The organism is Rhodobacter sp. 24-YEA-8 (assembly GCF_900105075.1).
Taxonomy (GTDB): Bacteria; Pseudomonadota; Alphaproteobacteria; order Rhodobacterales; family Rhodobacteraceae; genus Pseudogemmobacter.
This window is the reverse complement of sequence record NZ_FNSK01000001.1, coordinates 1,992,816-2,017,346: the sequence shown is the minus strand read 5'-3', so window position 1 is coordinate 2,017,346 and position 24,531 is coordinate 1,992,816. Positions and strand designations below refer to the sequence as shown.

Sequence of the window (24,531 nt, the reverse complement as noted above, 5' to 3'; positions counted from 1 at the left end):
TACGGGACAGGAAAAACATTACGCGCATCTCCTCAGATCGGTTCGGTCACAACGACCGTTGCGCTGGCCAGCTCATATTTTCCGGTGGCCGAGTCCTGGGTCAGGCGCATCGAGAAGCTGGTCGAGGGGAAAATAGGATCCTCAAGCGCGCAGACGCGGATCAGCATGATCCGGTTCTGGTCATGAGCCTCGTCCGGAACCGTGCCGGGAATCGGCGAGACCAGGGGATCGTTGCGGTCGCCACAGAACACCCGAAGCTGGCCGGTCCGGGGATCGAAGCGCGACGGAAGGGTCCAGGGCGTGGTGCTTGTGTTGACCGGCTCGATCCAGACCTTCAGGTTGTTCTTGCAATCCGCCACTGCAAGCGTGAACTGGCAGACCCGGTTCCGGATCTGTTCAGCATCCATACTCCGCATATGCCCGAGCCGGTAATCGCGGATCGCGATATCGAGACCACGATCAAGCATGGCGCTGCGCACCATGAAGAGGCCGGCCTCCATCGAAGCCATGAAAAGCATCAGCAGGACCGGCAGGCAGAAGGCGAGCTCGATCGAAGCCACGCCGTCTTCGCGACGCCAGAGACGGCGCAGGCGACGACCGACAGAAAAGGACCTGGATTTCATTGCGTCAGCTTCAATTGGCTAAGATTGGTTGCGATCAGGCGGAACGCGTCCTGGATCTTCGCTGTTTCGGTTACGTCGAAGTAATAGGTCGACGCGGGGGTAGATGTGCAGCTCTGGATGGCGGCCTTGCCGGCATCGGGCGCCTGGAAGGCGATGCCGTAGACAAGGATGCCGGCATTGCGGGCGGCGTCGCAGTTGGAGGCCAGGCGGCGGTTCATCGTGGCCGCATCGGCGTAGCTGGTGTAGAGGATTTTGCGCACACCGTTATAGACGTTGGTGCGGTTGGTCTGGTTGTTTGCCCCGAGCGGACGAGCGAAGAACTGCAGCACTGCATAGTTCATCCTGACGGACGCCCAGACCTCCTGCCAGGTTGCGATATAGGCCGGGTCAGCGGGCCTTACGACCCGGGTCGGATTGAAGCATCCGGTATCTGTCAGACCGAGCGGACGGTTCTGCCACGATCCCGTTGATGGCACCCAGAAAGGCTTGCTGTTACAGACATTTGATCCCACCTTGCTTTCAAAGAAGACCGACCATTCGCCTGCGGTTGAACGCCAGATCGTCGCGGTATCCGTTGAATCGGTCCTGGCGCCATTGGGGCGATAGGAAAAGCGGATGGTCGCCGGGCCGGTCTTATAGCCATCGGCGATGCGGTTATGGGCCACATGCTCGCCATCGGTCATGAGAACGATCACTTTCAGCGCATCCTCATCGACAGAGCTTGCGCTGTTATATGCAAAGGGACGGCCGTCCATATCGTCGTCCATCACGCGGCGAAAGATCAGGGAATCGTAGACGTCGCGAGCGGCCGGATCCAACAGGGCGGTGGCCCAACGCATTCCCAGCAGGATCGAGGTATTGCCGCTGGCCTGCAACGCCTGGATCCCGGCTTTCGCCCTGGTGATGCTCTTGGTCGGCAGAGTGATTTCCGTCGTGGTGCTGGGGTTGCACCAGCGTTTTGCGGCGTTGTTCTCGAGGGTGGCCTGGTTGGAATTCCGCCAGTTGAAATAGCTGTCAGTGTTCGCAGATGAGTTCTCAGTATCCGCCGCAGTCATCAGCGGCATCTCCAGGGATGTTGACAGGGCCAGCGTCTGGAAGATGTTGTCCCGGTCGGTCCCGATCGGGAGCTCGACGCAGTTCGAATGCCGGACCCCGTGCAGATCGCTGATATTGTAGCGCGCCCGCAATTCATCGCCGAGATTCACCTGCGCGTTATAGGGGATGACACCGATCGAGATGCGGTTCTCGTCATCCGTGGCCTTCACCTGGTCGATGAAATCCGCTGCAGCCACGCGCAGGTTGTTGATCTTGGCACCTGCCATCGAACCCGACACGTCGAGCACCAGCATGATCTCGATATCGGTGATCTTCTGCTCTGCCACCGAAGTGTTCACGGCCTCGAGGGTTGGAATATTCATGAGATTCATGAAAATGTTATGCGACAGCACATCGGCGCGCGCTTCCACCACGCGGTAATTCATCCCGTCATCGAGACGTACATAGGCAAGATTGTCGGGAAGGCCCGCCTTCCTGAAATAATCGGCGACAATAAACCGCGCTCTCGCCTCGCGCGTGGTATAGACGTCGTCGGTCCTGAGGGCCGAGTTCATATTGGCAACCGCCAGTGTCGCCCGGTCGAGCGTATTCTGTACCGCGACACGCTGGGTCTCGAAACGCATCACATCGACAGCGATGCCGCCAAGAAGGATCATCAGGAAGAAGAAGAACACCATGACGGCCCCTATGGAGCCGTGCTCTTCCAGCGTGAATCTCTGCATCTGGCGCGAAAGGCGCACGGACAGGTCCTCAAATGCCTTCTTCTTCATAAACATACGCCCCTGTTGCCCCGGTTCGCACATCAGCCCGGTTCGTTTACCACTAAAAATCCATCCCGCCGGCAGCTGGTACCGTCCTGCGGGACATAACAGCGGACCGGGGGCGCTCTGACCCACGGTGAAACTGCTTCAATCATCAGGCTGAAATGTGGCGGAGCTTCGTTCCGGCCCGGGTTTTCCGGTGGCAAAGAAACGATGTTCCTGCCCAAATTTGGATTGTGCGGAGAGAGAGAACAGCGCCGCACAACCTGAGAAAGGTTTTTCGCGCATTAACCTTTAACAAACACCTGCTGATACGAATCACATTGACGAAAAGACGCTGCAACCAGTCCAGGTCTGACTGTTTTTTGATCATTCTGGCCCTTGGGTCAGGCGGAAAGAGCGGTCACCTTGTGATAACATGGCGGGAAGCCATGGCACACCCTGGAGGAAGATGAAGATGCTGCAGACCGCCGACGAGCCGAGCTTTCGCGATTCCGTCGATCTGATGTTCAGCCGCGCGGTGCGGCTGATGGATCTTTCTCCGGGGCTGGAGCAGAAGATCCGGGTCTGCAACTCGACCTATACGGTGCGTTTCGGTGTGCGGCTGCGCGGCAAGATCGAGACCTTCACCGGCTATCGCTCGGTCCATTCCGAACATATGGAACCTGTGAAGGGCGGCATCCGCTACGCGCTTTCTGTCCACCAGGACGAGGTCGAGGCGCTGGCGGCGCTGATGACCTATAAATGCGCCCTGGTCGAGACGCCGTTCGGCGGATCGAAAGGCGGGCTCTGCGTCGATCCGCGCCAGTGGGAAGAGCATGAACTGGAGCTGATCACCCGCCGTTTCGCCTATGAGCTGATCAAGCGCGACCTGATCCATCCGGCGCAGAACGTGCCGGCGCCTGACATGGGCACGGGCGAGCGTGAGATGGCCTGGATCGCCGACCAATATGCCAGGATGAACACAACCGATATCAACGCCAAGGCCTGCGTTACCGGCAAGCCCCCCCATGCCGGCGGCATCCAGGGCCGGGTCGAGGCCACGGGGCGCGGTGTGCAATATGCCCTGCGCGAGTTTTTCCGCCATCCTGGCGATGTGGCACTGACCGGGCTGAAAGGCGGCCTGCAGGGCAAGACCGTGATCGTTCAGGGGCTTGGCAATGTGGGCTATCACGCGGCGAAATTCCTCTCGGGCGAGGATGGCTGCAAGATCATCGGCATCATCGAACGCGACGGCGCGCTGACCGATGAAAAGGGCCTTGATGTCGATGCGGTGCGCGACTGGATCGCCCGCAATGGGGGCGTGAAGGGCTTCCCCGGCGGCAATTTCATCGAGGATGGTGCCTCGGTGCTGGAAGCCGCATGCGATATTCTGATCCCTGCCGCGATGGAGGGGGTGATCAACAAGTCGAATGCCGACCGCATCCGCGCGCCGCTGATCATCGAGGCGGCGAATGGGCCGATCACCTTTGGCGGCGACGAGATCCTGCGCCATAAGGGCAAGATCATCATCCCGGATATGTATGCCAATGCCGGTGGTGTGACGGTCAGCTATTTCGAATGGGTCAAGAACCTCTCGCATATCCGTTTCGGCCGCATGCAGCGCCGGGCAGAAGAGGCGCGCTCGCGCCTGCTGGTCGAAGAACTGGAGCAGCTCTCGGCCGATAAGGGCCTTGGCTGGACGCTGTCGGATGATTTCAAAGAACGCTTCCTGACCGGCTCGGACGAGCTGGCGCTGGTGCGCTCGGGTCTCGATGACACGATGCGCACCGCCTATCAGTCAATGCGCGAGGTCTGGCACGGCCGCGAGGATGTCGAGGATCTGCGCACCGCGGCCTATATCGTCGCCATCGACCGCGTGGCCAAGACCTACCGGTCCAAGGGGCTCTGACCTTGGTCTGATGGATCTCTGACAGGGGGCCGGGCATCACGCCCAGCCTTTTTTGTTATCCGGGTGCGACATGGGCCCCGGATCGTCGGTATCGAACTCCCGGGCTGGCTCCGGGTGAAGGCGATCTGGTGCCGGCCTCACCTGGCCGCTTCCGGTGAGCAGCACGGGCAGAAACCGGCGCAGCGATCAAAAGAACGGCCCGGGCCCGGCCAAATAAGGCAGCGTCATGCCAAAGGGCCCCTGGTGCCAGGGCATGGCAGAGCCCGGGCGTTGTAATTCTGCCGGCTTCGCTGTCTGATAGGGGCAGAGATTCCCGAGGTGTCTGATGCGTTACTCCGGCTGGAAAGTCATTCTTGAGGGGCTGCGCGGCAATCGCGGCTGGAAGCCGGTCTGGCGCCAGCCCGACCCGAAGCCGCATTATGACGCGGTGATCATTGGCGGCGGCGGTCACGGGCTGGCAACCGCATATTATCTCGCGAAAAACCACGGCATGACCAATATTGCGGTGCTGGAAAAAGGCTATCTCGGCGGCGGCAATATCGGGCGCAACACCACCATCGTGCGCGCGAATTATTTTCTGCCCGGCAATTCCGAATTCTATTCGCACAGCCTGAAGCTCTGGGAAGGGCTGGAAGCTGATCTCAATTATAACGTCATGCACAGCCAGCGCGGGCTGATCAATCTCTTCCATTCCGACGGCCAGCGCGATGCCTTCGTGCGGCGCGGCAATGCGATGATCAACCAGGGCGATGATGCGGTGCTGCTGGACCGGGACGGCGTGCGCGATATGCTGCCTTACCTTGATTTCGAACAGACCCGCTTTCCGATCTATGGCGGGCTGTTGCATCCGCGGGGCGGCACCGCCCGCCATGATGCGGTGGCCTGGGGCTATGCCCGCGCCGCCGACCGGCGCGGCGTCGATCTGATCCAGAATTGCGAAGTGACCGGCATCGATGTGGAGGGCGGCCGCGTGCGCGGCGTCCAGACCACGCGCGGTGTGATCCGCGCCGATAAGGTCGCGATCATCACCGCCGGGCGGTCGGGGCAGGTGGCGGCGATGGCGGGGATGCGGCTGCCGGTGGAAAGCCATATCCTCCAGGCCTTTGTCACCGAGGGGCTGAAGCCGGTGATCGATCATGTGATCAGTTTTGGCATGGGCCATTTCTATATCAGCCAGTCCGATAAGGGCGGGCTTGTCTTTGGCGGCGACCTGGATTTCTACACCTCATATGCGCAGCGCGGCAATCTGCCCATGGTCGAACATGTGATGGAGGCCGGCATGACGCTGATGCCGATGATCGGGCGGGCAAAGGTGCTCAGGTCCTGGGGCGGCGTGATGGATATGACGCCTGACGGCTCGCCGATCATCGACAAGACCCATATCGACGGGCTGTTCCTTGATTGCGGCTGGAACTATGGCGGTTTCAAAGCGGTGCCCGCCTCGGGTTGGTGCATGGCGCATCTGATGGCCACCGGTGAAAGCCATGAATTCGCCCGCCGCTTCCGTCTGAACCGTTTCGCGACCGGGCATCTCCTCGATGAGGAAGGCACCGGCAGCCAGCATAACCTGCATTGAGCGGGCGCCTGCATAAGATCGCCGCCCCCGGGCCGGTGATGGTGGCAGGCCCGGCTCTGACGCGCGCCCGCGCGGAGATTTGCCCGGGCGATGTGCTGCCAGACCCCTTGCATCTGCGGCCTGGCGGGGCAGATTCCGCCTGTGCCGCGCGGCAACACCTGCGTGAGAGGGGGCGTCCGGCAGGGGCTCCGCTGCGCGCTGACATGGCTGAAACCTTTCCCAAAGCAGGGGGCGCGCGTGATCGGGCAGGCTGCGCCTTGCCGGCTTTGTGCTTTCGCGTGGTGAACCGGAACATCGTGTTAAGCGGGCGGTCTCCGGCCCTTCGCTGCCCGAAAGCGGCGCGTCTGACCCGACGCCGCCCGATCCCGCGATTTGTAAAGGAGATGACTGAGATGCGCCTTCTGACCGGTCTTACCCTTGCCGCCCTGACCGCATCCGCTGCTGTGACGCCGGCCGGGGCCCGGATCCCGCAGGGCTGTTTTGCCCGCGACTATACCGCTGACCACCTCGCAAAGACGCCAAAACAACATATCGCCGCGCTGCGGATCAGCCTCGGCCCCGACCCCTGGGGGAACGGATTTATCTCGGCCATCGTGACCGGCCGCTTCAGCGACCAGGGCCGCGCCCGCAGCGAAGGGTTTTCGAAACACAGCTTCCGCCAGGCGGCTTTCTGCGGCGAGAGTGGCGGCAAAACCACCTGCCAGGTGGAATGCGATGGCGGCAATTTCACCATCCGCAGCGCGCGCGGCGACAGTCTCGAAATCGAGACCAGCAGTTTCACGCTGGAGGTTCCTGATGTCGGAGACGAGACAGGCTGCGGCGGGCTCAGCGATCTGGCGGAAGCCGGCAGCGCCAAAACCATCTATCGCCTGACCCGCGCGCCGGCTTCTGCCTGCCCGCCCTGGGAGTAAACCGATGCCACTCCTTTCATTTACTGCCCGGAAATATCCCGGGGTGGTGCCCGCGAGGGCCGGGGGGCTGTGCCCCCTTTTCCGCCCCCTTCCATCATCCCTGCCGCCCTTTGCGGAGTGCCTGACGTGAGACTGACCTGCCCCCTTTGTGGCCCCCGCGACCGCCGTGAATTCACTTATTACGGGGCGGAGGATTACCTCCACCGCCCGGGCCCGGACGGCGCGCCCGATCTTTCGCCAGGCGGGGCCTGGGACAATTACCTGCATCTGCGCGACAACCCCGCCGGTCCGACCCGCGATCTGTGGTATCACGACCAGGGCTGCGCCGCCTGGCTGCTTGTCAGCCGCAACACGGTCACCCATGAAATCACCGGGGTCGAGCTGGTCGCCGCCCGCAAAGGAGCGCGCGATGAGGCTTGAGGGCAAAGGCATCATCGACCGCACCCGCGAGGTGTCATTCCGCTTTGACGGCCGCGACTATCGCGGTTTTCGCGGCGACACGCTTGCCTCGGCTTTGCTCGCGAATGGGGTAAAGCTCTTCGGGCGTTCGTTCAAATATCACCGCCCGCGCGGCCTGCTGACGGCAGGCTCGGAAGAGCCGAATGCGCTGGTCGAGGTGATCGGCAAGACCTCGCGCACCCCCAATACCCGCGCCACGATGCAAGAGATTTTCGACGGGCTGGAAAGCCGCAGCCAGAACCGGCTTGGCAGCCTGCGCCAGGATCTGATGGCGGTGAATGATCTTGTCTCGCCCTTTCTCAGCGCCGGTTTCTACTACAAAACCTTCATGTGGCCGCGCCATTTCTGGGAGGGGCTTTACGAGCCTGTCATCCGCCGTGCAGCCGGGCTTGGCAGCCTCGCAAAGGCCCATGACGAGGGCGTCTATGAGAAAGCCTGGGCGCATTGTGACCTCCTGGTGATCGGGGCGGGGCCGGCGGGGCTGATGGCCGCGCTGACTGCCGCGCGGGCCGGGGCCGATGTGATCCTGGCCGAGGAACAGCCCCTGACCGGTGGACGCCTGATCTCGGATGGCGGGCTGATCGGCGGCGATCCGGCGGCGCAATGGGTGCATACGGTCGAGGCAGAGCTGCGCGCTATGCCCAATGTCCGCATCATGACCCGGACAACCGTGACCGGCGCCTATGACAACGGCACTTATGGCGCGCTTGAACGCGTGGGTCTCCACCGCTCGCCCCGGCCCAATCTGCCGCGTGAATGCTTCTGGCGCATCGTGGCCAGGCGCGCGGTGCTGACCAGCGGGGCGCAGGAACGCCATATCGCTTTTCCGATGAATGACCGCCCCGGGATCATGCTGGCCTCGGCGGTGCGGACCTATCTGAACCGCTTTGGCGTGGCGCCGGGCAAGCGCGTGACGCTGTTCGCTGCCAATGACCAGGCCCGCCAGACCGCCCGCGATCTGATGGCGGCAGGCGTCCAGGTCGCAGCGATCATCGACCCGAGGGAAGATGTTTCGGTGGTCGAGGATTGCCCGGTCCATGCCGGTGCAGTGGTGATCGACACCAAAGGCCGCCACGCTTTGCAGGCGATCACCGTCAGGAAAGGGTCCGAGACCTTCCGGATCGAGACCGATTGTCTTGCGGTTTCGGGCGGCTGGAACCCGGGCCTGCACCTGACCTGCCATATGAACAGCCGCCCGCGCTGGTCGGAGGAGATCGCGGCTTTCGTGCCGGTCGAAGCTGCGGTGCCGGGGCTTGCTGCGGCAGGTGCTGCGAATGGGTCTTTCTCGACCCATGGCGCACTGACGGCAGGCAGGCTGGTCGCAGAGCAGGCGCTGGCGGCGCTTGATCTGCGGGCGCCGGATCTGGCTGTGCCGGCGGCAGAAGACACGCCCTATACCCATCGCGCGATCTGGTCGGTCGAGGGCGCAAAGGGCCGCAATGGCCGCGCCTGGCTCGACTTTGCCAATGATGTGACGGTCAAGGATGTGCAGCTCTCGGCCCAGGAGAATTTCGCCAGCGTCGAGCATATGAAGCGCTACACGACGCAAGGCATGGCGCCGGATCAGGGCAAAAATTCGAATGTGGCGGCGCTGGCGGTGCTGGCGGATGCGACCGGACGTGGCATCCCGGAAACCGGGACGACCACTTTCCGCCCGCCCTATGTGCCGGTTTCCATTGCCGCGATGGGGGCGGGGGGGCGCGCAAAAGGCTTCGCGCCCGAGCGGTTCCTGACCTCGGACCAGGCATCGCGCGACCGGCTGGCGCCGATGATCGAGGCCGGGCTCTGGTATCGCCCCTCCTACTTCCCGAAACCGGGCGAAACGACCTGGCGCGAGGCCTGCGACCGCGAGGTTCGCATGGTGCGCGGTGCGGTCGGGGTCTGTGATGTCTCGACGCTTGGCAAGATCGACATTCAGGGGCCGGATGCGGGGCGGTTTCTCGATTTCGTTTATACCAATACCTTCAGCACCTTGCCGGTCGGCAAGGTCCGCTACGGGCTGATGCTGCGCGAGGACGGGCTTGTCATGGATGACGGCACATCGGCGCGCCTGTCAGAGACCCACTATCTGATGACAACCACCACGACCGCGGCGGGCCAGGTGATGCGCCATCTCGATTTCGTGCAGCAGGCCTTTTGCGCGACCTGGAAGCTGCGGGTGATCTCGGTCACCGAGGCCTTCGCGCAATTCGCCATTGCCGGCCCGAAGGCGCGCGCGCTGATCGACACGGTGCTGGATCAGCCTTTGGGCGATCTGCCCTTCATGGGGGTCCGGCCGGTCACGGTCGGCGGGGTGGAGGCGCGGCTGTTCCGTATCTCGTTTTCCGGCGAGGAAGGCTATGAGCTGGCGGTGCCGGTCGATTACGGCGAGGCGCTGTTTCGTGACCTGGTCGCCCGGGCCGAGACCATGGGCGGCGGCCCCTACGGGATGGAGGCGCTGAATGTGCTCCGGATCGAGAAGGGCTTCCTGACCCATGCCGAGATCCATGGCCGGGTCTCGGCTGATGATGTCGGCCTTGGGGCCATGGTCAGCACGAAGAAGGATTGCATCGGTCGCGCGGCAAGCCAGCGCCCCGGCCTCTGGGGGCCCGAACGCGAACAGCTGGTCGGGCTGAAGGCTTCCGGGGCCATTTCCGCCGGCGCGCATCTCTTCCGCCCGGGTTTTGCCGTCGAGCGTGAGAATGACCAGGGCTATGTCACCTCGGTTTGCTGGTCGCCGACGCTCGACAGCTGGCTCGGGCTGGCCTTTCTGACCGATGGCCGCGCACGGCATGGCGAGAAGATCCGGCTGGTCGACCATCTGCGCGGCATTGATGTGGAATGCGAAGTCACCCATCCGGTGTTCTTCGACGCGGATGGAGGGCGGATGCGTGGCTGAACTGATCGCAAAAGCGGCGCTGGACGGGCAGGGGCCGGTGACACGGGCGGGGCTGGTGCTTTCTGTGCTGCCACCCTCGCCGGTCTGGTCGATTGCGCCCTTTCCGGGCGAGGATCTTACGCCCGCGCTGGCGACCCTCGGGCTTGAATTTCCGGCGCCGGGGCGCAGCAACAGTGCCGGGGACCTCAGCCTGATCTGGACCGGGCGCGATCAGGCCTTCCTCCTCGGCGGGCGCCCGCCCGAGGGGCTGGCGGCAGCGGTGACCGATCAGTCCGGCGCCTGGGCCGGCTTCTCGCTTGCGGGGGCGGGCGGTGAGGCGGCGCTTGCGCGGCTGGTCACGCCGGATCTGCGGCTCGCAGCTTTCCCGATTGGTCATGTGGTCCGGACCGGGCTGAACCATATCCCGGCAATCATCCTGCGCGAAGGCGAGACGGAATTTCATATCCGGGTGTTTCGGTCCATGGCACGCAGCGCCTGGGCTGAGCTGGTCGAAGTGCTGGAGCATCTTGCGGCCCGTGCAGTGGCCGTGCAGGGCGGCGCATCGGCTCCGGCCAGAACAGGCTGAGGGATGAGGGAAGGGTAAATCTTTCCCTTTTCAGCATGCGCGAGAGGAGAAAAGACTGGCGGAAACCGGCCAGTTAAAAATTCGTCACTGGCATGTCGCAAGGCGCGGGTTTAAATGCTTCCTGAAGAGAGTTTTCAGGAAAGCTGAACATGGCTGCCGATGGTCAGAACCCGGTGATCGAAGACACCCCCCGTATGAACGCCCACAACGCCCCCGATCTGCATGAAGCAGAGCCGATCCCGGCGGCGGCCCGTGCGGCGATCGAGGAGCTGCTGCAATCGGCCGACCTCTTCCGCTACAATGCGCCGAAAGACGCGCCGGTCGCGCTGCTGGAAGCCGAATTCGCCGAACTTCTGGGCGCGAAATATGCCCTCGCCGTGTCCTCCTGTTCAGCGGCGCTCTTCCTGACGATGAAAGCGCTGGATCTGAAACCCGGTGCGAAAGTGCTGATCCCGGCCTTTACCTTTGCGGCGGTGCCCTCGGCCGTTGTACATGCGGAATGCGTGCCGGTTCTGGTCGAAGTGGGCCAGGATATGCGTCTCGATATCGCTGATTTCAAAGCGAAACTTGCCGATGCCGATGCGGTGCTGATCAGCCATATGCGCGGCCATACCTCGGATATGGATGCCATCTGCCAGCTTGCCGATGCGGCGGGTATCCCGGTGATCGAGGATGCGGCCCATAGCCTTGGCACACTCTGGCACGGGAAGAAGCTGGGAACGATCGGCAAGGCGGGCTGTTTCAGCTTTCAGTCTTACAAGATGGTGAATGCCGGCGAAGGTGGCATGATGATCACCGATGATCCGGAACTCGCGGCGCGCGCGATCATCATGTCGGGCGCCTATGAGGAAAACTGGAAGAAACATGGCGGGCTGCAAAACAGCTTCGGCCATTGGCAGAACAAGCTGCCTTTGTACAATGTGCGGATGCAGAACCTATCGGCGGCAGTGATCCGGCCGCAATTGCCGATGCTGGCGGATCGGGTGACGAAGGGCCGGGCCAATCACGACCATGTGGCATTCCTGCTGAATGAAAGCCCCTGGCTCTCTGTGCCGCAGGCACTGGCGCCAGAGGAACGCGCGCCGGATTCGATCCAGTTCAGCCTGATCGGCGAATGGAGCGATACCGAGGCGCGGGAATTCCAGGCCGAAGCGAAAACGCGTGGTGTGCCGGTGCAGATTTTCGGCCTCTCCGAGGGCAATGCACGGGCCTTCTGGAACTGGCAGTTCCTTGGCGAGACGCCCGAGCTGCCGATGACCAGGGCGATGCTGATGCGGGCCTGCGATATGCGGCTGCCGGTGCGGCTCAGCCGCGAGGACCTGGACTATCTGGCAATGGCGGTGCTTGACGCGGTGAAAGCCGTCAAAGGTTGAAACGCCCGGTTCCTTACAAGGAACCGGCACGAAATCTTTGAAGATTTCGTTCGGCGCGTCTGTGGCGGGCCGTGGGTTACAGGACCGAGAGCTGGTCTTTCAGCCAGGGCCAGTCTTTCAGCGCAGGGGTATGAACTTCCTCGCGCACAAGGATCCGCAACCGGCCCGCGATCAGGGCCGGGATGTCGCGCAGGACGCCCGCGCGGGCCATCAGCGAGAGGCTGCGCGACAGGGCGGCGAAGGGCAGAGGCGAGACTTCGACCTCGGCGCGGAAGCGCCGCGCCTGATGCAGCGCCAGCGGTGGCAGAATGGCCCATCCTTCGCCCCCGGCCACCATGGCAAGGATCGCGTGATAGCTGTCGAGCTCGAATCGCGCCGCAGGGCGCTGGCCTTCGCGCAAGAGATGCGCCGCGATCTGGCGGCCCATCAGATGCCTGGCGGAATACTGGATCAGCGGCAGATCCGCCGCTCCGCTTTTCGGCCGGATTGCCAGAAACGGCTCGCGCAGGATTGGATGCTGCTCGCGCTCGCCTTCCCAGGTCACTTCGCCGGGCAGATCCGCTGCCACCACGATATCCAACGCCCGTGCGTCGAGCTTTTCCAGCAAACGGTGCGATGGCCCGGTCTCGAGCAGAAAGCGACAGCCCGGCAATTCGCGTGCCAGCGCCGATAAAAGCCGGGGCGTCACATCGGCTTCGAAATCCTCGATCATGCCAAGTCGCAGCGTCGTCAGCCCGGCCAGATCAGATCGCGCAAGTTCCGCCCGCGCCTCCTGGGCTGCATTCAGTATGGTCTGGGCATGGCGGCGGAACATCGTCCCCGCCGGGGTCATCCGCACCGGCCGCGCGCCGCGATCCAGCAGCACCGTGCCAAGCGCAGCTTCAAGCCCGCTCAGCTGCTGGCTGACCGCCGACGGGCTGACCCCGAGCCGCCGCGCGGCTGCGGAAATCGCACCTTCCTCGGCGGCGGCGAGGAACACCTCGATGCCCCAGAGCGTTACACGGCCCTCGGTTTCCGCCATTTTGGCCTCCGCAGCGGGCTGGGGTCAGAGTTTCGAGAGCTTTGCCTGCAATTCGGCCAGCTGCTTGCGGATATCGGCGAGGTCTTCCCCCTTTTCCCCTTCCGGCTCGGCTTCCGGTGCAGACGTGGCCCCGGGCCAGCCCGGCATACCGTTCATCACGGTCTTGAGGAAGGCCTCCTGCTGTTTCCGGAGCGCATCAAAGCCCGGTATCGTGGCCATCGGATTTGGGAAAGTGGACAGGTTCTCGACCATTTTCGACTGGCTGTTGCGCAGCATTTCAAACGAGCTTGCAAGGAATTGCGGCATCACCGCCTGCATGCCGGTCGTATAGCTGCGCACAAGATCGGTGAGCACATTCACCGGCAGCACATTCTGGCCCTTGGATTCATGTTCCGCCACGATCTGAAGCAGATATTGCCGCGTAAGGTCATCGCCGGTTTTCAGGTCGATGATCTGCACCTCGCGCCCCTTGCGGATCAGGCCGGCAATATCCTCCAGCGTCACATAATCCGAGGTCTCGGTATTATAGAGACGACGGCTGGCATAGCGCTTGATCAGCAATGGCTTGTCAGTGGCGGACATTCTGCTCTCCTCCCGGGATTTACGGTGACCGACGCTGCAGGGCATCAATTCCGTTTGCGCTTGCAGAGAAGCTTAGCGGCGCGTCTGATCAAAAAGCAAGAGCGGGCTCGTCCGAGCCCGCTCAAACCTGGATCCTGACCGGCACCCGGGGAGGGCGCGCGCCGGCCGGGGACTGTTTCGAGGCTGCGATTACTTCGCGGCAGCGGTGGCTTTTTTGGCAACCGACTGCACGTCGGCAGCGGCTTTTTTCACAGCGGCAGATGCGTCGTCCTGGGCTTCCTTGCCGGCGGCCAGCAGCAGCTCGACGGTTTCGACCTGGACTTTTTTCGCGATTTCAGCGAAGGCAGCCATGTTTTCGGCAGCAGCTTCGGCAGCTTTCGAGGCGAAATCGGTCACAGCTTTGGTGTAGTCAGCCGGATCGGTCTTGGCTTTGGTGATGTCCGAGAGACGCGAGAAGGTCTCTTTGGCCCAGACGGCCGACAGTTCGGTCGATTTCTCGGCGGCTTCGAGAGCGACTTTCGAGAATTTCTCGCCGAAAGCGGCCTGGGTTTTGAATGCGTTCTGGAAAGCCGAAGCGTCAACCGGGAAAGAAGCCAGGACGTCCTGGAACACTTTGGTGAAGTCGGTGGTCTTGGTCATTGCAATTCTCCTGTATATCGGGCGGTTGCAGCGGGTCAGCCCGTTTCCTGAAGGACTATATACATGCTGCAGCGCAGCATTTCAAGGATTATTCTGCAATGCAGCATTAACATGGCCGGGTCACAGGGCAGTGACAAAGGCTGCCACGACGCCTTTCTCGCAGGCAATTGTGATTCAACGCTATTTTTATCTGCCCTGCTTTCCGGTGCGCCTTTGAGGCGGATCGGGGCTTCGGCAGAAGCAAGGGTGACGTAGCGGGAGATCGCTCATTTCTGGCGGGGTGACACAGGAAAAGCCAGGAAAACCTGGCTTTTTCGAATCGCCCAAGGGGCATAACCAGATGCATCCGGGGCTCAGTTCTGAGCCGCGGCCGGTTTCACATAGGTTCCGGGTGCCGGGCAAAGAACCGGGTTTTCCGGCCCGCCAGGCGCGCGGGCCTTCACCATCGCACCGGAAGAGGCGGCGAGCCAGGCGCCCCAGCGGGGCCACCAGCTGCCCGGCGTCTTTTCTGCACCTGCGAGCCAGGCCTCGGGTGTTCCCCCGGGTTGGGCCGCGCTGGTCCAGTGGCCGTATTTCCCCTTGGAGGGCGGATTGATGATCCCGGCGATGTGACCGGATTCCGACAGGATGAAGGTTTTGTCCTTTGACCCCATCTGTTTGATGCCGTTGAAGCTGCCCTTCCAATGTGCGATGTGATCGGTCTCGCAGGCGATCGCACAAAGTGGCACCTGAACCTGGCCCAGGTTCACCGGCTCGCCGAAAACGGGGAACTCGCCCTTTGCGAACCCGTCCTGCTGGCACAATCCACGCAGATATTCGACCGCCATCCGCGCCGGCAGATTGGTGGCGTCACCATTCCAGTAAAGCAGGTCAAAGGCCGGCGGTGCCTCGCCCATCATGTAGCTTTTGATCGCCGGCGTGTAGATCAGGTCATTCGAACGCAGGAAGCTGAAGGTGCGCTGCATGAACAGGCTCGACAGGATCCCGTCCTGGGCCGTTTGCCGCTCGATCCCGTCGACGAAATCATTGTCGAGAAAGACCCCCACCTCGCCCGGATCCGAAAAGTCGGTGAGGGTGGTGAAGAAGGTCGCGGTCTTGACCGTCTTGTCGCCGGCCTTTTGCAGATGCGCAAGCGTCAGCGCCAGCGTGGTGCCGGCGATGCAATAGCCGGTGACATTGATCTGCTTTTCGCCGGTGATGCGCCGCACCTCGGCCATCGCGCGCAGATAGCCGTCGCGGATATAGTCGTCGAGGCTGACATCGGCATAAGACGCATCCGGGTTCACCCAGGACACGACAAACAGCGTGAAACCCTGATCGACGATCCAGCGGATCAGCGAGTTTTGCGGCTTCAGATCCATGATGTAGAATTTATTGATCCACGGCGGAAAGATCAGCAGCGGCGTCTTGTGAACTTTATCGGTTGTCGGCGTGTACTGGATCAGCTCGAACATCCGGTTGCGATAGACGACCGCGCCCTCAGACGTCGCGATATTGCCGCCAACGGTAAAGGCCTCCTTATCAGCGAGCGTCACCATCAGCTCGCCGCTGTTGGCCTCTATGTCACGGACGAGGTTCTCAAGCCCCTGGACAAGGCTTTCGCCATCGGTCTCGACCGCGCGTTCCAGCGCATCGGGATTGGTGCCGAGGAAATTCGTCGGCGAGAACATGTCAACAATCTGTTTCGTGAAATAATCGACCCGCTTTTTATCCTCGGGCGAGAGCGTCTCCATCTGGCCGACCGCGCCGGTCATCGCCTCTGAATTCAGCTGATATTGCTGCTTGAGGTAGTTGAAGAAGGGATGGGTCTCCCAGAGCGGGTTGGCAAAGCGGCGGTCTTTCGGGAAGGGATCAGAGGGGGCTTTGAATTCGCCTTTGGCAAGCACCTGATTTGCTTCGACATAATGTTTCAGGGTCTTGCCCCAATAGCCGATCTGTTGTTCCAGCATGCGGCCTGGGTCGCGCATCATGCCCGCAACCCAGGAAGCGGCGGCTTTGAGATAGACATCCGAGGCGGGACCATCGAGGGCGGCATCATGGCTGCGCCGGGCGGAAATGGCGGCGGTGAGGCGCTGCGTCAGCTCTTCGATACGGGCAAGATTGGCATTCAGCCGTTCCATCCGTGCGACACTATCCGTTTCTTCTTTTCTTTCGGTAGTTGTCATACAAAAAATTCCCCCCTAACTTTGCTGCTGCGCAGCATAACGACTCCAGCCCCGCCCCGCCTTGACCATGAGGGCCCGGACCAGTCGCACATGAGGGCGCAGGTACGGGAGTTCTCCGGTCGCAGGCCGGGCAAATCCCGGCGGGTATGGAGACGTGACGTGAAGTATATGGCCACCTATGACGTGATGGAAAGCGCCCGTAACACAAATGAGTGGCTGGGCGCGTCCATGCAGGCGCTTGCGAGCTATCCGGTCTTCGCGCTTTCGATGAATCCGATGCTTCCGATGATGGCGGCCTGGGGCAAAGTGACCGAGCGCAGCTTTGCGCGGATGGTGGCCAAGCCCGACTGGGGCATCCGTACCGTGGTCGGGCCAGAGGGCCAGGATCACCTGGTTGACGAGAAAATCGTGCTGGAACGGCCCTTTGGCAATCTGTTGCAGTTCTCGGTGCGGCGCCGCGATCCGATGGCGCGCCGTATCCTGATCGTTGCGCCGATGTCGGGCCATTATGCCACCCTGATGCGGTCTACGGTTGCGTCACTTTTGCCGGATGCAGATGTCTGGGTCACAGACTGGCATAATGCGCGTGACATTCCGGTGTCAGCGGGCACTTTCGATGTCGAGGATTACACGCTTTATATCGCGGAATTCCTGAAAGAGCTGGGGCCGGACACCCATGTCGTTGCGGTCTGTCAGCCGGTGCCTCTGGTGCTTGCGGCCACCGCCTGGCTCGCGCAGGAAGATCCCGATGCGCAGCCACGTTCGCTGACGCTGATGGGCGGGCCGGTCGATCCCGATGCGGCGCCGACCGAAGTGACCGATTTCGGCAACCGCGTCACCATGGGCCAGCTGGAACATATGATGATCCAGCGCGTCGGCTTTAAGTATAAGGGCGCGGGGCGGCTGGTCTATCCGGGGCTGTTGCAGCTGGCGGGCTTTATCTCGATGAACGGGGAACGCCACAGCAAGGCGTTTTCCGACCAGATCATGCGCGAGGCGCGGGGCGAGGCTTCGGACCAGGACGGGCATAACCGCTTTTATGACGAATATCTCGCGGTGATGGACATGACCGCAGAGTTCTACCTCTCGACCGTCGAGCGGATCTTCAAGAACCGCGAGATTGCGCGCAACGCCTTTACCGTGAAGGGCAGGCATGTCGATATCGGGGCCATCACCCGTGTGGCGGTGAAGATCGTTGAAGGTGAGAATGACGATATTTCCGCGCCCGGCCAATGCCTTGCGGCGCTCGATCTGCTGACAGGCCTGCCGCCTGAGAAAAAAGCGCAGCATCTGGAGCCCGGCGCCGGTCATTATGGTATCTTCGCCGGCAAATCCTGGCGGCTGAACATCCGTCCGCTGGTGCTGGATTTCATCGATGCCAATGCGGCCGCCCCGAAGCCGGAACGCAAACGGGCCAGAACCGTGACGCCGATCCGGCTGGCCAGCGTCCGGGACAATCCGGCCGATCTGGCGGGCTGAGCCCCGGGCCAGCTACAGATCATGCGAGATATATGGCAAAGGGCCCCCGACGGGGGCCTTTTGCTTTCATGGCGGCGGGCAGGCGGGGTCAGAGCCCGCGCGCCCAGATCACGATCAGCTCTGCCACGGCCTCGCTTTGCCCCGGTGAGAAGATATCTCCCGCGATAACATGGGCATAGGGGTCATCGCCGGCCTGCATCCGGCGCTCGTTCACCGCGACCGATCCGCCCCAGGTCGCAATGACCGGCGCGATGGCGGCGGGATCGATCACCTGATCTGCGGGCGCGTAAAGCACCAGAAGCGGCATCATCGCAGCGGTGAAATCGGCCGCGCGCGCCTCGCGCATCAGGGCGCCCAGGGGGTAGAGCGCGGCGGTCGGCCAGCGGGTCGCCCAGAATTTCTCATGCCCGCTGTTGACCGGTGCTGTGGATTGGGTCGCCCCCAGAACCAAAGGTGTCCAGAGCCGGGGGAAGGGCGCGTCGATCATCCAGTTTGCCGGATTGTGCAATGCGAAGGCGGGCGAGATCAGCACCACCCCGGCCATGGCTTCGGAAAGCTGCGGGTCGGTCGCTGCCAATGCGGTCAGCGCGCCCCCCATCGAGGTGCCCATCACGATCACCCGGTCGCCCAGCATGCGCCCGATCGCCATAGCCTCGGCCATGTCTTCAATCCAGGCACCGGCTTCGACCCCGGCCATGGCCTCAGGCGCGCGCCCCTGGCCGGCCAGCCGCGTGTAATAGAGATTGGCGCCAAGCGCGCGGGCGACCTCATCCGGCACCGGGCGGATTTCCTCGGCCGAGGCGGTGAAACCATGCACATAGACGATGGCAAGCGGCGTTTTGCGGCCTTTCTCACCGGCCCAGAGAATGCGCTTCGCGGCGCCCGGGCGGATATCGGCATATTGCTGTTCGCTCACCTGGAGCCAGACCTCGGGATCATCGCCCAGGACCGCAGGGGTAAAACTGATGTCGCGCCCGACCCTTTCGCGGGGGGCGAAAACCCAGAGCGCGGCGATCAGCGCCATGGCGATCAGCAATACGGCGACAAGCCGTGCGGGCACCGGCAAAGCGGTGAAAAGGCGGTGTATCACCGCGCGGCCCTGTCCTGTGCTGCCTGCGGCCCGGCTGCGCGCGCGATGACTTCGCTCACGCTGGCCGCGATCTGCGCCAGGCAGTCCGGGGTCGAAAAACGGTGATCCGCGCCCTTCACCAGAGAAAGCTGCAGATCCGGACAATCGGCATGCGCAAGGAGCTTCAGCGCGACCGAAGGCGGCACATCAGTATCCGCAGTACCCTGCAGGAGCCGCACCGGGAAGGGGAGCGGCAGCGGGTGCTCCAGCACCAGGTTCTGTGCACCATCCTCAAACAGCCTGCGGGTAAAGATATAGGGGTGATCGGCGTAATCCGAGGCGATCTCGATCCTGCCCTCGGCGGTGACCTGATCACGTTGGGCGTCAGTCAGCGCTTCCGCCCAGGTGCGGGCGGTGAAATCCGGGGCGGCCGCGATGCCGACAAGGCCCGCGATCCGTTCCGGCATCGCACGGGCAAGAAGGAGCGAGATCCACCCGCCCATGGACGAGCCGACAAGGATCAGCGGGCCTTCCGTCCGGGCCCCGATCACCGCGCGCGCATCCATGGCCCAGTCGCCGATGCAGCCCGCCTCGAAATCACCCGAGGATTGCCCATGACCGGAATAGTCGAGCCGCAGGAAGGCATGGCCCTGGTCGCGTGCCCAGGCCTCCAGGAACAGGGCCTTTGATCCCTGCATGTCGGATTTGAACCCGCCGAGGAATACCACAGTCGGGCCGCTTCCGGTCGATTGGGAAAAGGCGAGCCTGCGGCCCTGGGGCGAGGTAAGGAATTGGGTCAACTGCTGCTCCTTCACGGGCGTCTTTCGCGCGACCCGCAGCCTATCAGAGCCGAACTACCCCCGCCAGTATCGCGCGCCTCACGATTTCTTCAAAGAAATCGTGCCGGAAACCGTTTCGGTTTCCGCGCCCGTGGCACGGGTCTGGCCTCAGGTGTCTGACGTCGAAATCATTACACTGACTGAGCTGTCTGCTTCGCAATATGGGACGATCACCGGCGCGGCCTGTCGGCATCAGGGCTGTTCGGGATATGTCGGGTGGCGATGCACTGCGGAAGAATTGCGCATCCTGGCGGGTAGAAGCGTCCTTCGACTGCCAGTGGAACCGCTTCGCGACAGTGCGGCAAGACTGCGATCCGAAAGCCATTTTGCGCCTGTCGCTTGCCGTCTGGTCGCGCATCACCGGCGGCGGGATCACGTGGCGCTTTTTCTGCGTAAACGCCCGCATCTGGTTAGAGCAACAGGCACGGCAAAGCTGTTGCGGCGCTCAATGGTCGCCATCGCAAATTTTCCGCCAGGGCGCTTGACCTTGGACCGGCGCAGGCGCAAATGGGCGCGGATATAACCCGCAACCGGGCGCGCAGTGGGCGCCAGACCGACGAGGAGCAAGGCCGATGGCCCAGATTTCCCTTACTTTTCCCGATGGCAATGTCCGGACCTATGAGGCCGGTGTGACGCCTGCCGAGGTTGCGGCCTCGATTGCGCCCTCGCTCGCGAAAGCAGCGATCTCGGCACAGGTCGACGGCAAGCACTGGGATCTGGCCTGGCCGATAGAGGCGGATGCCGCCCTTTCGATCAATACGATGAAGGATGAGGCCCCGGCGCTTGAGCTGATCCGCCATGACCTCGCCCATATCATGGCGCGTGCCGTGCAGGAGCTCTGGCCGGATGTGAAAGTCACCATCGGCCCGGTCCGCGATCAGGGCTGGTTCTATGATTTCGACCGGGCAGAACCCTTCACGCCGGAAGACCTTGGCGCCATCGAGGCGCGGATGAAGCAGATCATCAATGCCCGGGAGCCGGTGAAAACCGAGCTCTGGGAGCGCGAGCGTGCCCGTAAATATTATGAAGAGCGCGGCGAGCCTTTCAAGGTGGAGCTTCTCGACCGGATCCCCGGCGATGAAGACATCCGCATGTACTGGCATGGCGACTGGCAGGATCTCTGCCGGGGCCCGCATCTGCAACATACCGGCCAGGTGCCGGCGGATGCGTTCAAGCTGACCCATGTGGCCGGCGCCTATTGGCTGGGGGACGCGTCCCGGCCGATGCTGCAGCGCATTTACGGTGTGGCCTTCCGCAACCGCGACGACCTCAAGGCGCATATGACCATGCTGGAAGAGGCCGCGAAACGCGACCACCGCAAGCTTGGCCGCGAAATGGATCTGTTCCATCTGCAGGAAGAAGCGCCGGGCATGGTGTTCTGGCACCCCAATGGCTGGCAGATCTGGCGCGGGCTGGAAGATTTCATGCGCGGCCGGCTCCGCGCCGCGGGCTATCAGGAGATCCGCACGCCCCAGGTCGTCGACCGGGTGCTGTGGGAGAAATCCGGCCATTGGGAAGCTTACCGCGAGAATATGTTCATCGTGGAGGTCGACGAAGAGGGCGCGAAGGAAAAGCGCATCAACGCGCTGAAGCCGATGAACTGCCCCTGCCACGTCCAGATCTACAATCAGGGTCTGAAATCTTACCGCGACCTGCCTTTGCGTCTGGCCGAATTCGGATCGTGCCACCGCTACGAATCCTCGGGCTCAATGCATGGGCTGATGCGGGTGCGTGGCTTTACGCAGGATGACGCGCATATCTTCTGCACCGAAGATCAGATTGAATCGGAATGCGGCGCTTTCATCAAACTGCTGTCTACCGTCTATCGCGACCTGGGCTTTGAAAAATTCGACATCAAACTCTCGACCCGCCCCGAGGTCCGTATCGGCACCGATGCGCAATGGGACAAGGTCGAGGGCGCGCTGCAATCCGCGATTGAGAATCTCGGTCTGCCCTATGAGATCAACCCCGGCGATGGCGCTTTCTATGGGCCAAAGCTTGATTTCAAACTGACCGATGCGATTGGCCGTGAATGGCAATGCGGCACGTTCCAGGTCGACCCGAACCTGCCCGAGCGGCTGGATGCGGAATATGTCGGCGAGGATGGTGCTAAACACCGCCCCTATATGTTGCACCGTGCGATCCTCGGCTCGTTCGAGCGCTTTATCGGCATTCTGATCGAGAACTATGCGGGCAAACTGCCGTTCTGGCTGGCGCCTCGCCAGGTGGTTGTGGCCTCGATCGTCTCGGATGCCGACCCTTACGTGAACGAAGTTGTCGCAGCGCTGCGCAAGGCCGGAGTGCGGGCCGAGGCGGATACCCGCAACGAGAAGATCAACTATAAGGTGCGCGAGCATTCCGTCGGCAAAGTGCCGGTGATTCTGGCCGTCGGTATGAAAGAGGTCGAGGAGCGCAGTGTCTCGCTGCGCCGCCTGGGCGAAAACCGTACCGAAAACATGGGATTCGAATCCGCTCTTACCATGCTGGCCTTTGACGCGCTGCCGCCGCCATTGAACTGAGGAACGGCCCGATTCTGGTGGTTTTTCGATCAAATGGTCAGAAAAATCACCGGGATCGGCCGGTTTCACAAGAGATCCCGCTCTGAAACCCGGCATGAAACCGCGATTCCCTGTGAAATCGCGGCAAAATTCTTGATTTCCAATATCTCCGTGGCATCCTGCCCCTGTAACGACAGACTTTCTGACTAGCCTCTCTACCCTGACAGGCCCGGAAGACCTGGCGGCTACGACCGGGCCGCAATTCCGCAGCCCGGAGGGTTACTAAGGGAGAGACGGGAATGCCGACTGGCACCGTAAAATGGTTTAACGCAACGAAGGGCTACGGATTCATCGCGCCCGATGATGGCGGCAAAGATGTGTTCGTGCATATTTCGGCGGTTGAACGCGCCGGTCTCAAGGGTCTGAACGACAATCAGAAGATCGGCTACGAGCTCCAAACCGGACGTGACGGCAAGTCCTCGGCCAGCGAACTGAAACTGCTCTGACCGCCCGCGTTGACAGCTGAGCGCTGATGGCGCGGCCGGACCCTGAGCGGAGCCGGCCTTCCCGTCAGTTGCCTGCCAGTCTTGAGGACGAAAGTCTTAAGGACGCAAAGTCTTTGCCGCCGTCCGGTTCGCCGGGCGCGGTAACTGAACCGGATGCAAGACAGCTCGGTTCTACCTGCAAATGGGGAACCCGGCGTTTCCCGCACGAGGGCAGGGGGAGATTTGCGAAAGACGCGTCGTCGGCCTTTGGTCCGAAACCTCTGGCCCGCAACGATTTCCCCCTGATTTTACCGCGCTTTTCTGACCGGGATCAACCTGCGGTCAGACGGCTCTCGATGGCCTCGTCCCAGCCGATGGTCCAGCTCACCCCGTCGCGGATCAGCGGACGCTTCATCACGGTGGGCTGTGCGGCGATCTGCGCCTCCGGTTCCGATGCTTTCAGGAAATCGGAAAAGGCGCGGTAGCTGGTCGATTGTTTGTTGATCGCGCGCTCGCCGAATTCGGTGACGATCTCCTGAATTTCGGCCTCCGAGAGCGGATCCTTGCGGATATCGCGGAACGTGACGTCACGCCCGGCGGCTTCCAGCGTGCGGATCGCCTTTTTGCAGGTGTCACAGGTCGGGATGCCGTAAAGGATCATATCACTTCTCCGATTTCACGCAGGTTACGCGGATGCCCTGTTGCACAGCAGGTGCGCCGTTCTCCAGAAGCACATCGACCGGCGCGACCCTGCTGTCGCCCTGGGCCACACGTCCCTGCGCCGCGCAAAGCGGGGTCACCGCGCGAACAGCGGTGTCGAAATCGGTAAAGCCCGGCTGGAACAGCACCGCATAGCGATGCTTCGACAGTTTCAGCACATGGGTCTGATAGCGCTCGTAACCGCCGGTGACGCGGGTGCGCTCGGCATTGGGTTCGAAAGGTTCGTAATACATCTGCGCCATAGCAGGCGAGGCGAGCATCATGGCAAGGGCGGATATACGCAAGAACATGGGGGAACTCCTGTATCAGGCGGCAGCCTAGCTCAAAGGCGGCGGTCCCGGAAGGGGCCTCCGCCCTGGCCGGGTTCTGTCTTTCCCGGATATACCAGCTGTGGGCGGCTTCAGCGCTGGCGCCGCAGATATTCATCCAGCCGGCATGACGGTGCCTCGCGGCGCAGATCCTGCGAGCCCGCCAGCCGCCAGTCCTCCGGGGCGAAGCGTGGGAAGAACGTATCGGCATCGGGGACCGAGAGATCAACCTCGGTGATCAGCAGCCGGTCGGCCAGCGGCAGCGCCGCCGCATAGATGCTGGCGCCGCCAATCGCATAGATCCGGCGATGGCCGAGTGCCACAGCGCGGGCGAGGGCGTCTTCCAGCGACGGCACAGCGAAATCTGTTTCCATTGTCGAAGAGACGACAATGTTGTCACGATTTTTCAAAGGCTTGAAGGGAAGGCTTTCCCAGGTGCGCCGCCCCATGATCACCGCCCCCCCAAGGGTTTCGCGCTTGAAAAAAGCGAGATCTTCGGGCGCGTGCCAGGGAATATCACCGTCGCGGCCGATGGCACCTTCCTTCGAGCGGGCAACGATAAGGCTCAGCATGAAGCACCGCCTCTGGCGCCATTACGCCCGGTCAGGGTTGAAAAGAGACAGGCACCGCCGG

At 62.4% G+C, this 24,531-nt stretch carries 21 protein-coding genes; 10 read left to right on the top strand and 11 right to left on the bottom strand.

Annotation, left to right across the window (positions count from 1 at the left end):
• Positions 1-32: 32 nt before the first annotated feature.
• Both BLW25_RS09865 and BLW25_RS09860 read right to left on the bottom strand, forming a co-directional pair.
• Positions 33-623, bottom strand: a complete 591-nt coding sequence (locus BLW25_RS09865; protein ID WP_092898619.1) for a TadE/TadG family type IV pilus assembly protein — start codon at positions 621-623, stop codon at positions 33-35.
• The gene (locus BLW25_RS09860) at positions 620-2,575 is read right to left on the bottom strand and encodes a VWA domain-containing protein (protein WP_143040488.1); all 1,956 of its coding nucleotides are present in this window, start codon (positions 2,573-2,575) and stop codon (positions 620-622) included. The genes BLW25_RS09865 and BLW25_RS09860 overlap by 4 nt, the downstream gene beginning before the upstream one ends.
• A gap of 322 nt (positions 2,576-2,897) precedes the next feature.
• Here BLW25_RS09860 and BLW25_RS09855 point away from each other — a divergent pair, with 322 nt between their 5' ends.
• The 7 genes from BLW25_RS09855 to BLW25_RS09825 all read left to right on the top strand — a co-directional run bounded on the left by BLW25_RS09855 (position 2,898) and on the right by BLW25_RS09825 (position 12,093).
• Positions 2,898-4,331 (top strand): Glu/Leu/Phe/Val family dehydrogenase, encoded by a 1,434-nt coding sequence (locus tag BLW25_RS09855; protein WP_092901828.1) that lies wholly within the window; start codon positions 2,898-2,900, stop codon positions 4,329-4,331.
• A 325-nt stretch (positions 4,332-4,656) separates the two neighbouring features.
• A complete protein-coding gene (locus BLW25_RS09850) occupies positions 4,657-5,907 on the top strand; it encodes a sarcosine oxidase subunit beta family protein (protein WP_092898615.1) in 1,251 nt (416 codons plus the stop codon).
• Positions 5,908-6,299: 392 nt separating this feature from the next.
• The gene (locus BLW25_RS23945; RefSeq protein ID WP_143040487.1) at positions 6,300-6,818 is read left to right on the top strand and encodes a hypothetical protein; all 519 of its coding nucleotides are present in this window, start codon (positions 6,300-6,302) and stop codon (positions 6,816-6,818) included.
• Between the two features lie 126 nt (positions 6,819-6,944).
• Complete coding sequence (locus BLW25_RS09840) at positions 6,945-7,238, top strand: sarcosine oxidase subunit delta (RefSeq protein ID WP_092898611.1); 294 nt, start codon at positions 6,945-6,947, stop codon at positions 7,236-7,238.
• Positions 7,228-10,155 carry a sarcosine oxidase subunit alpha family protein gene (locus BLW25_RS09835; RefSeq protein WP_092898609.1) on the top strand — a complete coding sequence of 976 codons (2,928 nt, stop codon included), beginning with the start codon at positions 7,228-7,230 and terminating at the stop codon, positions 10,153-10,155. The genes BLW25_RS09840 and BLW25_RS09835 overlap by 11 nt, the downstream gene beginning before the upstream one ends.
• The gene (locus BLW25_RS09830) at positions 10,148-10,720 is read left to right on the top strand and encodes a sarcosine oxidase subunit gamma (RefSeq protein WP_171909519.1); all 573 of its coding nucleotides are present in this window, start codon (positions 10,148-10,150) and stop codon (positions 10,718-10,720) included. Before BLW25_RS09835 ends, BLW25_RS09830 begins: the two co-directional genes overlap by 8 nt.
• Positions 10,721-10,914: 194 nt before the next feature.
• Entirely contained in the window at positions 10,915-12,093 is a 1,179-nt protein-coding gene (locus BLW25_RS09825) for a DegT/DnrJ/EryC1/StrS family aminotransferase (RefSeq protein ID WP_092901825.1), read from the top strand.
• Positions 12,094-12,169: 76 nt separating this feature from the next.
• Here BLW25_RS09825 and BLW25_RS09820 read toward each other — a convergent pair whose 3' ends face one another.
• From BLW25_RS09820 to phaC, 4 genes are all read right to left on the bottom strand, one after another.
• On the bottom strand, positions 12,170-13,114 hold the full coding sequence (locus BLW25_RS09820) for a LysR family transcriptional regulator (RefSeq protein ID WP_092898605.1): 945 nt from the start codon (positions 13,112-13,114) through the stop codon (positions 12,170-12,172).
• A 24-nt stretch (positions 13,115-13,138) separates the two neighbouring features.
• Positions 13,139-13,696 (bottom strand): polyhydroxyalkanoate synthesis repressor PhaR, encoded by a 558-nt coding sequence (gene phaR, locus BLW25_RS09815; RefSeq protein WP_092898603.1) that lies wholly within the window; start codon positions 13,694-13,696, stop codon positions 13,139-13,141.
• Between the two features lie 189 nt (positions 13,697-13,885).
• Positions 13,886-14,335 carry a phasin family protein gene (locus tag BLW25_RS09810; protein ID WP_092898601.1) on the bottom strand — a complete coding sequence of 150 codons (450 nt, stop codon included), beginning with the start codon at positions 14,333-14,335 and terminating at the stop codon, positions 13,886-13,888.
• Positions 14,336-14,688: 353 nt separating this feature from the next.
• Positions 14,689-16,500 carry a class I poly(R)-hydroxyalkanoic acid synthase gene (gene phaC, locus BLW25_RS09805; RefSeq protein ID WP_092898599.1) on the bottom strand — a complete coding sequence of 604 codons (1,812 nt, stop codon included), beginning with the start codon at positions 16,498-16,500 and terminating at the stop codon, positions 14,689-14,691.
• A gap of 159 nt (positions 16,501-16,659) precedes the next feature.
• On the opposite strand from phaC, the gene phaZ reads away from it, so the two are divergent.
• Positions 16,660-17,979, top strand: coding sequence for a polyhydroxyalkanoate depolymerase (gene phaZ, locus BLW25_RS09800; protein ID WP_092898597.1), 1,320 nt, complete (start codon positions 16,660-16,662; stop codon positions 17,977-17,979).
• Between the two features lie 88 nt (positions 17,980-18,067).
• On the opposite strand, the gene BLW25_RS09795 is transcribed toward phaZ, so the two are convergent.
• Entirely contained in the window at positions 18,068-19,069 is a 1,002-nt protein-coding gene (locus tag BLW25_RS09795) for an alpha/beta hydrolase (RefSeq protein WP_092898594.1), read from the bottom strand.
• Positions 19,066-19,848 carry an alpha/beta fold hydrolase gene (locus tag BLW25_RS09790; protein WP_092898592.1) on the bottom strand — a complete coding sequence of 261 codons (783 nt, stop codon included), beginning with the start codon at positions 19,846-19,848 and terminating at the stop codon, positions 19,066-19,068. Before BLW25_RS09790 ends, BLW25_RS09795 begins: the two co-directional genes overlap by 4 nt.
• Before the next feature lie 611 nt (positions 19,849-20,459).
• Between BLW25_RS09790 and thrS the strand changes: the two genes are divergently transcribed.
• Both thrS and BLW25_RS09780 read left to right on the top strand, forming a co-directional pair.
• Positions 20,460-22,406, top strand: a complete 1,947-nt coding sequence (gene thrS, locus BLW25_RS09785) for a threonine--tRNA ligase (RefSeq protein ID WP_092898590.1) — start codon at positions 20,460-20,462, stop codon at positions 22,404-22,406.
• Positions 22,407-22,684: 278 nt separating this feature from the next.
• A complete protein-coding gene (locus BLW25_RS09780; RefSeq protein WP_092898588.1) occupies positions 22,685-22,891 on the top strand; it encodes a cold-shock protein in 207 nt (68 codons plus the stop codon).
• A gap of 310 nt (positions 22,892-23,201) precedes the next feature.
• On the opposite strand, the gene BLW25_RS09775 is transcribed toward BLW25_RS09780, so the two are convergent.
• The 3 genes from BLW25_RS09775 to BLW25_RS09765 all read right to left on the bottom strand — a co-directional run bounded on the left by BLW25_RS09775 (position 23,202) and on the right by BLW25_RS09765 (position 24,470).
• Entirely contained in the window at positions 23,202-23,531 is a 330-nt protein-coding gene (locus BLW25_RS09775; RefSeq protein WP_092898586.1) for an arsenate reductase family protein, read from the bottom strand.
• Position 23,532: 1 nt separating this feature from the next.
• Entirely contained in the window at positions 23,533-23,880 is a 348-nt protein-coding gene (locus BLW25_RS09770) for a hypothetical protein (RefSeq protein ID WP_092898584.1), read from the bottom strand.
• 110 nt (positions 23,881-23,990) lie between these two features.
• A complete protein-coding gene (locus BLW25_RS09765) occupies positions 23,991-24,470 on the bottom strand; it encodes a dihydrofolate reductase (protein ID WP_092898582.1) in 480 nt (159 codons plus the stop codon).
• Between the last annotated feature and the right edge of the window lie 61 nt (positions 24,471-24,531).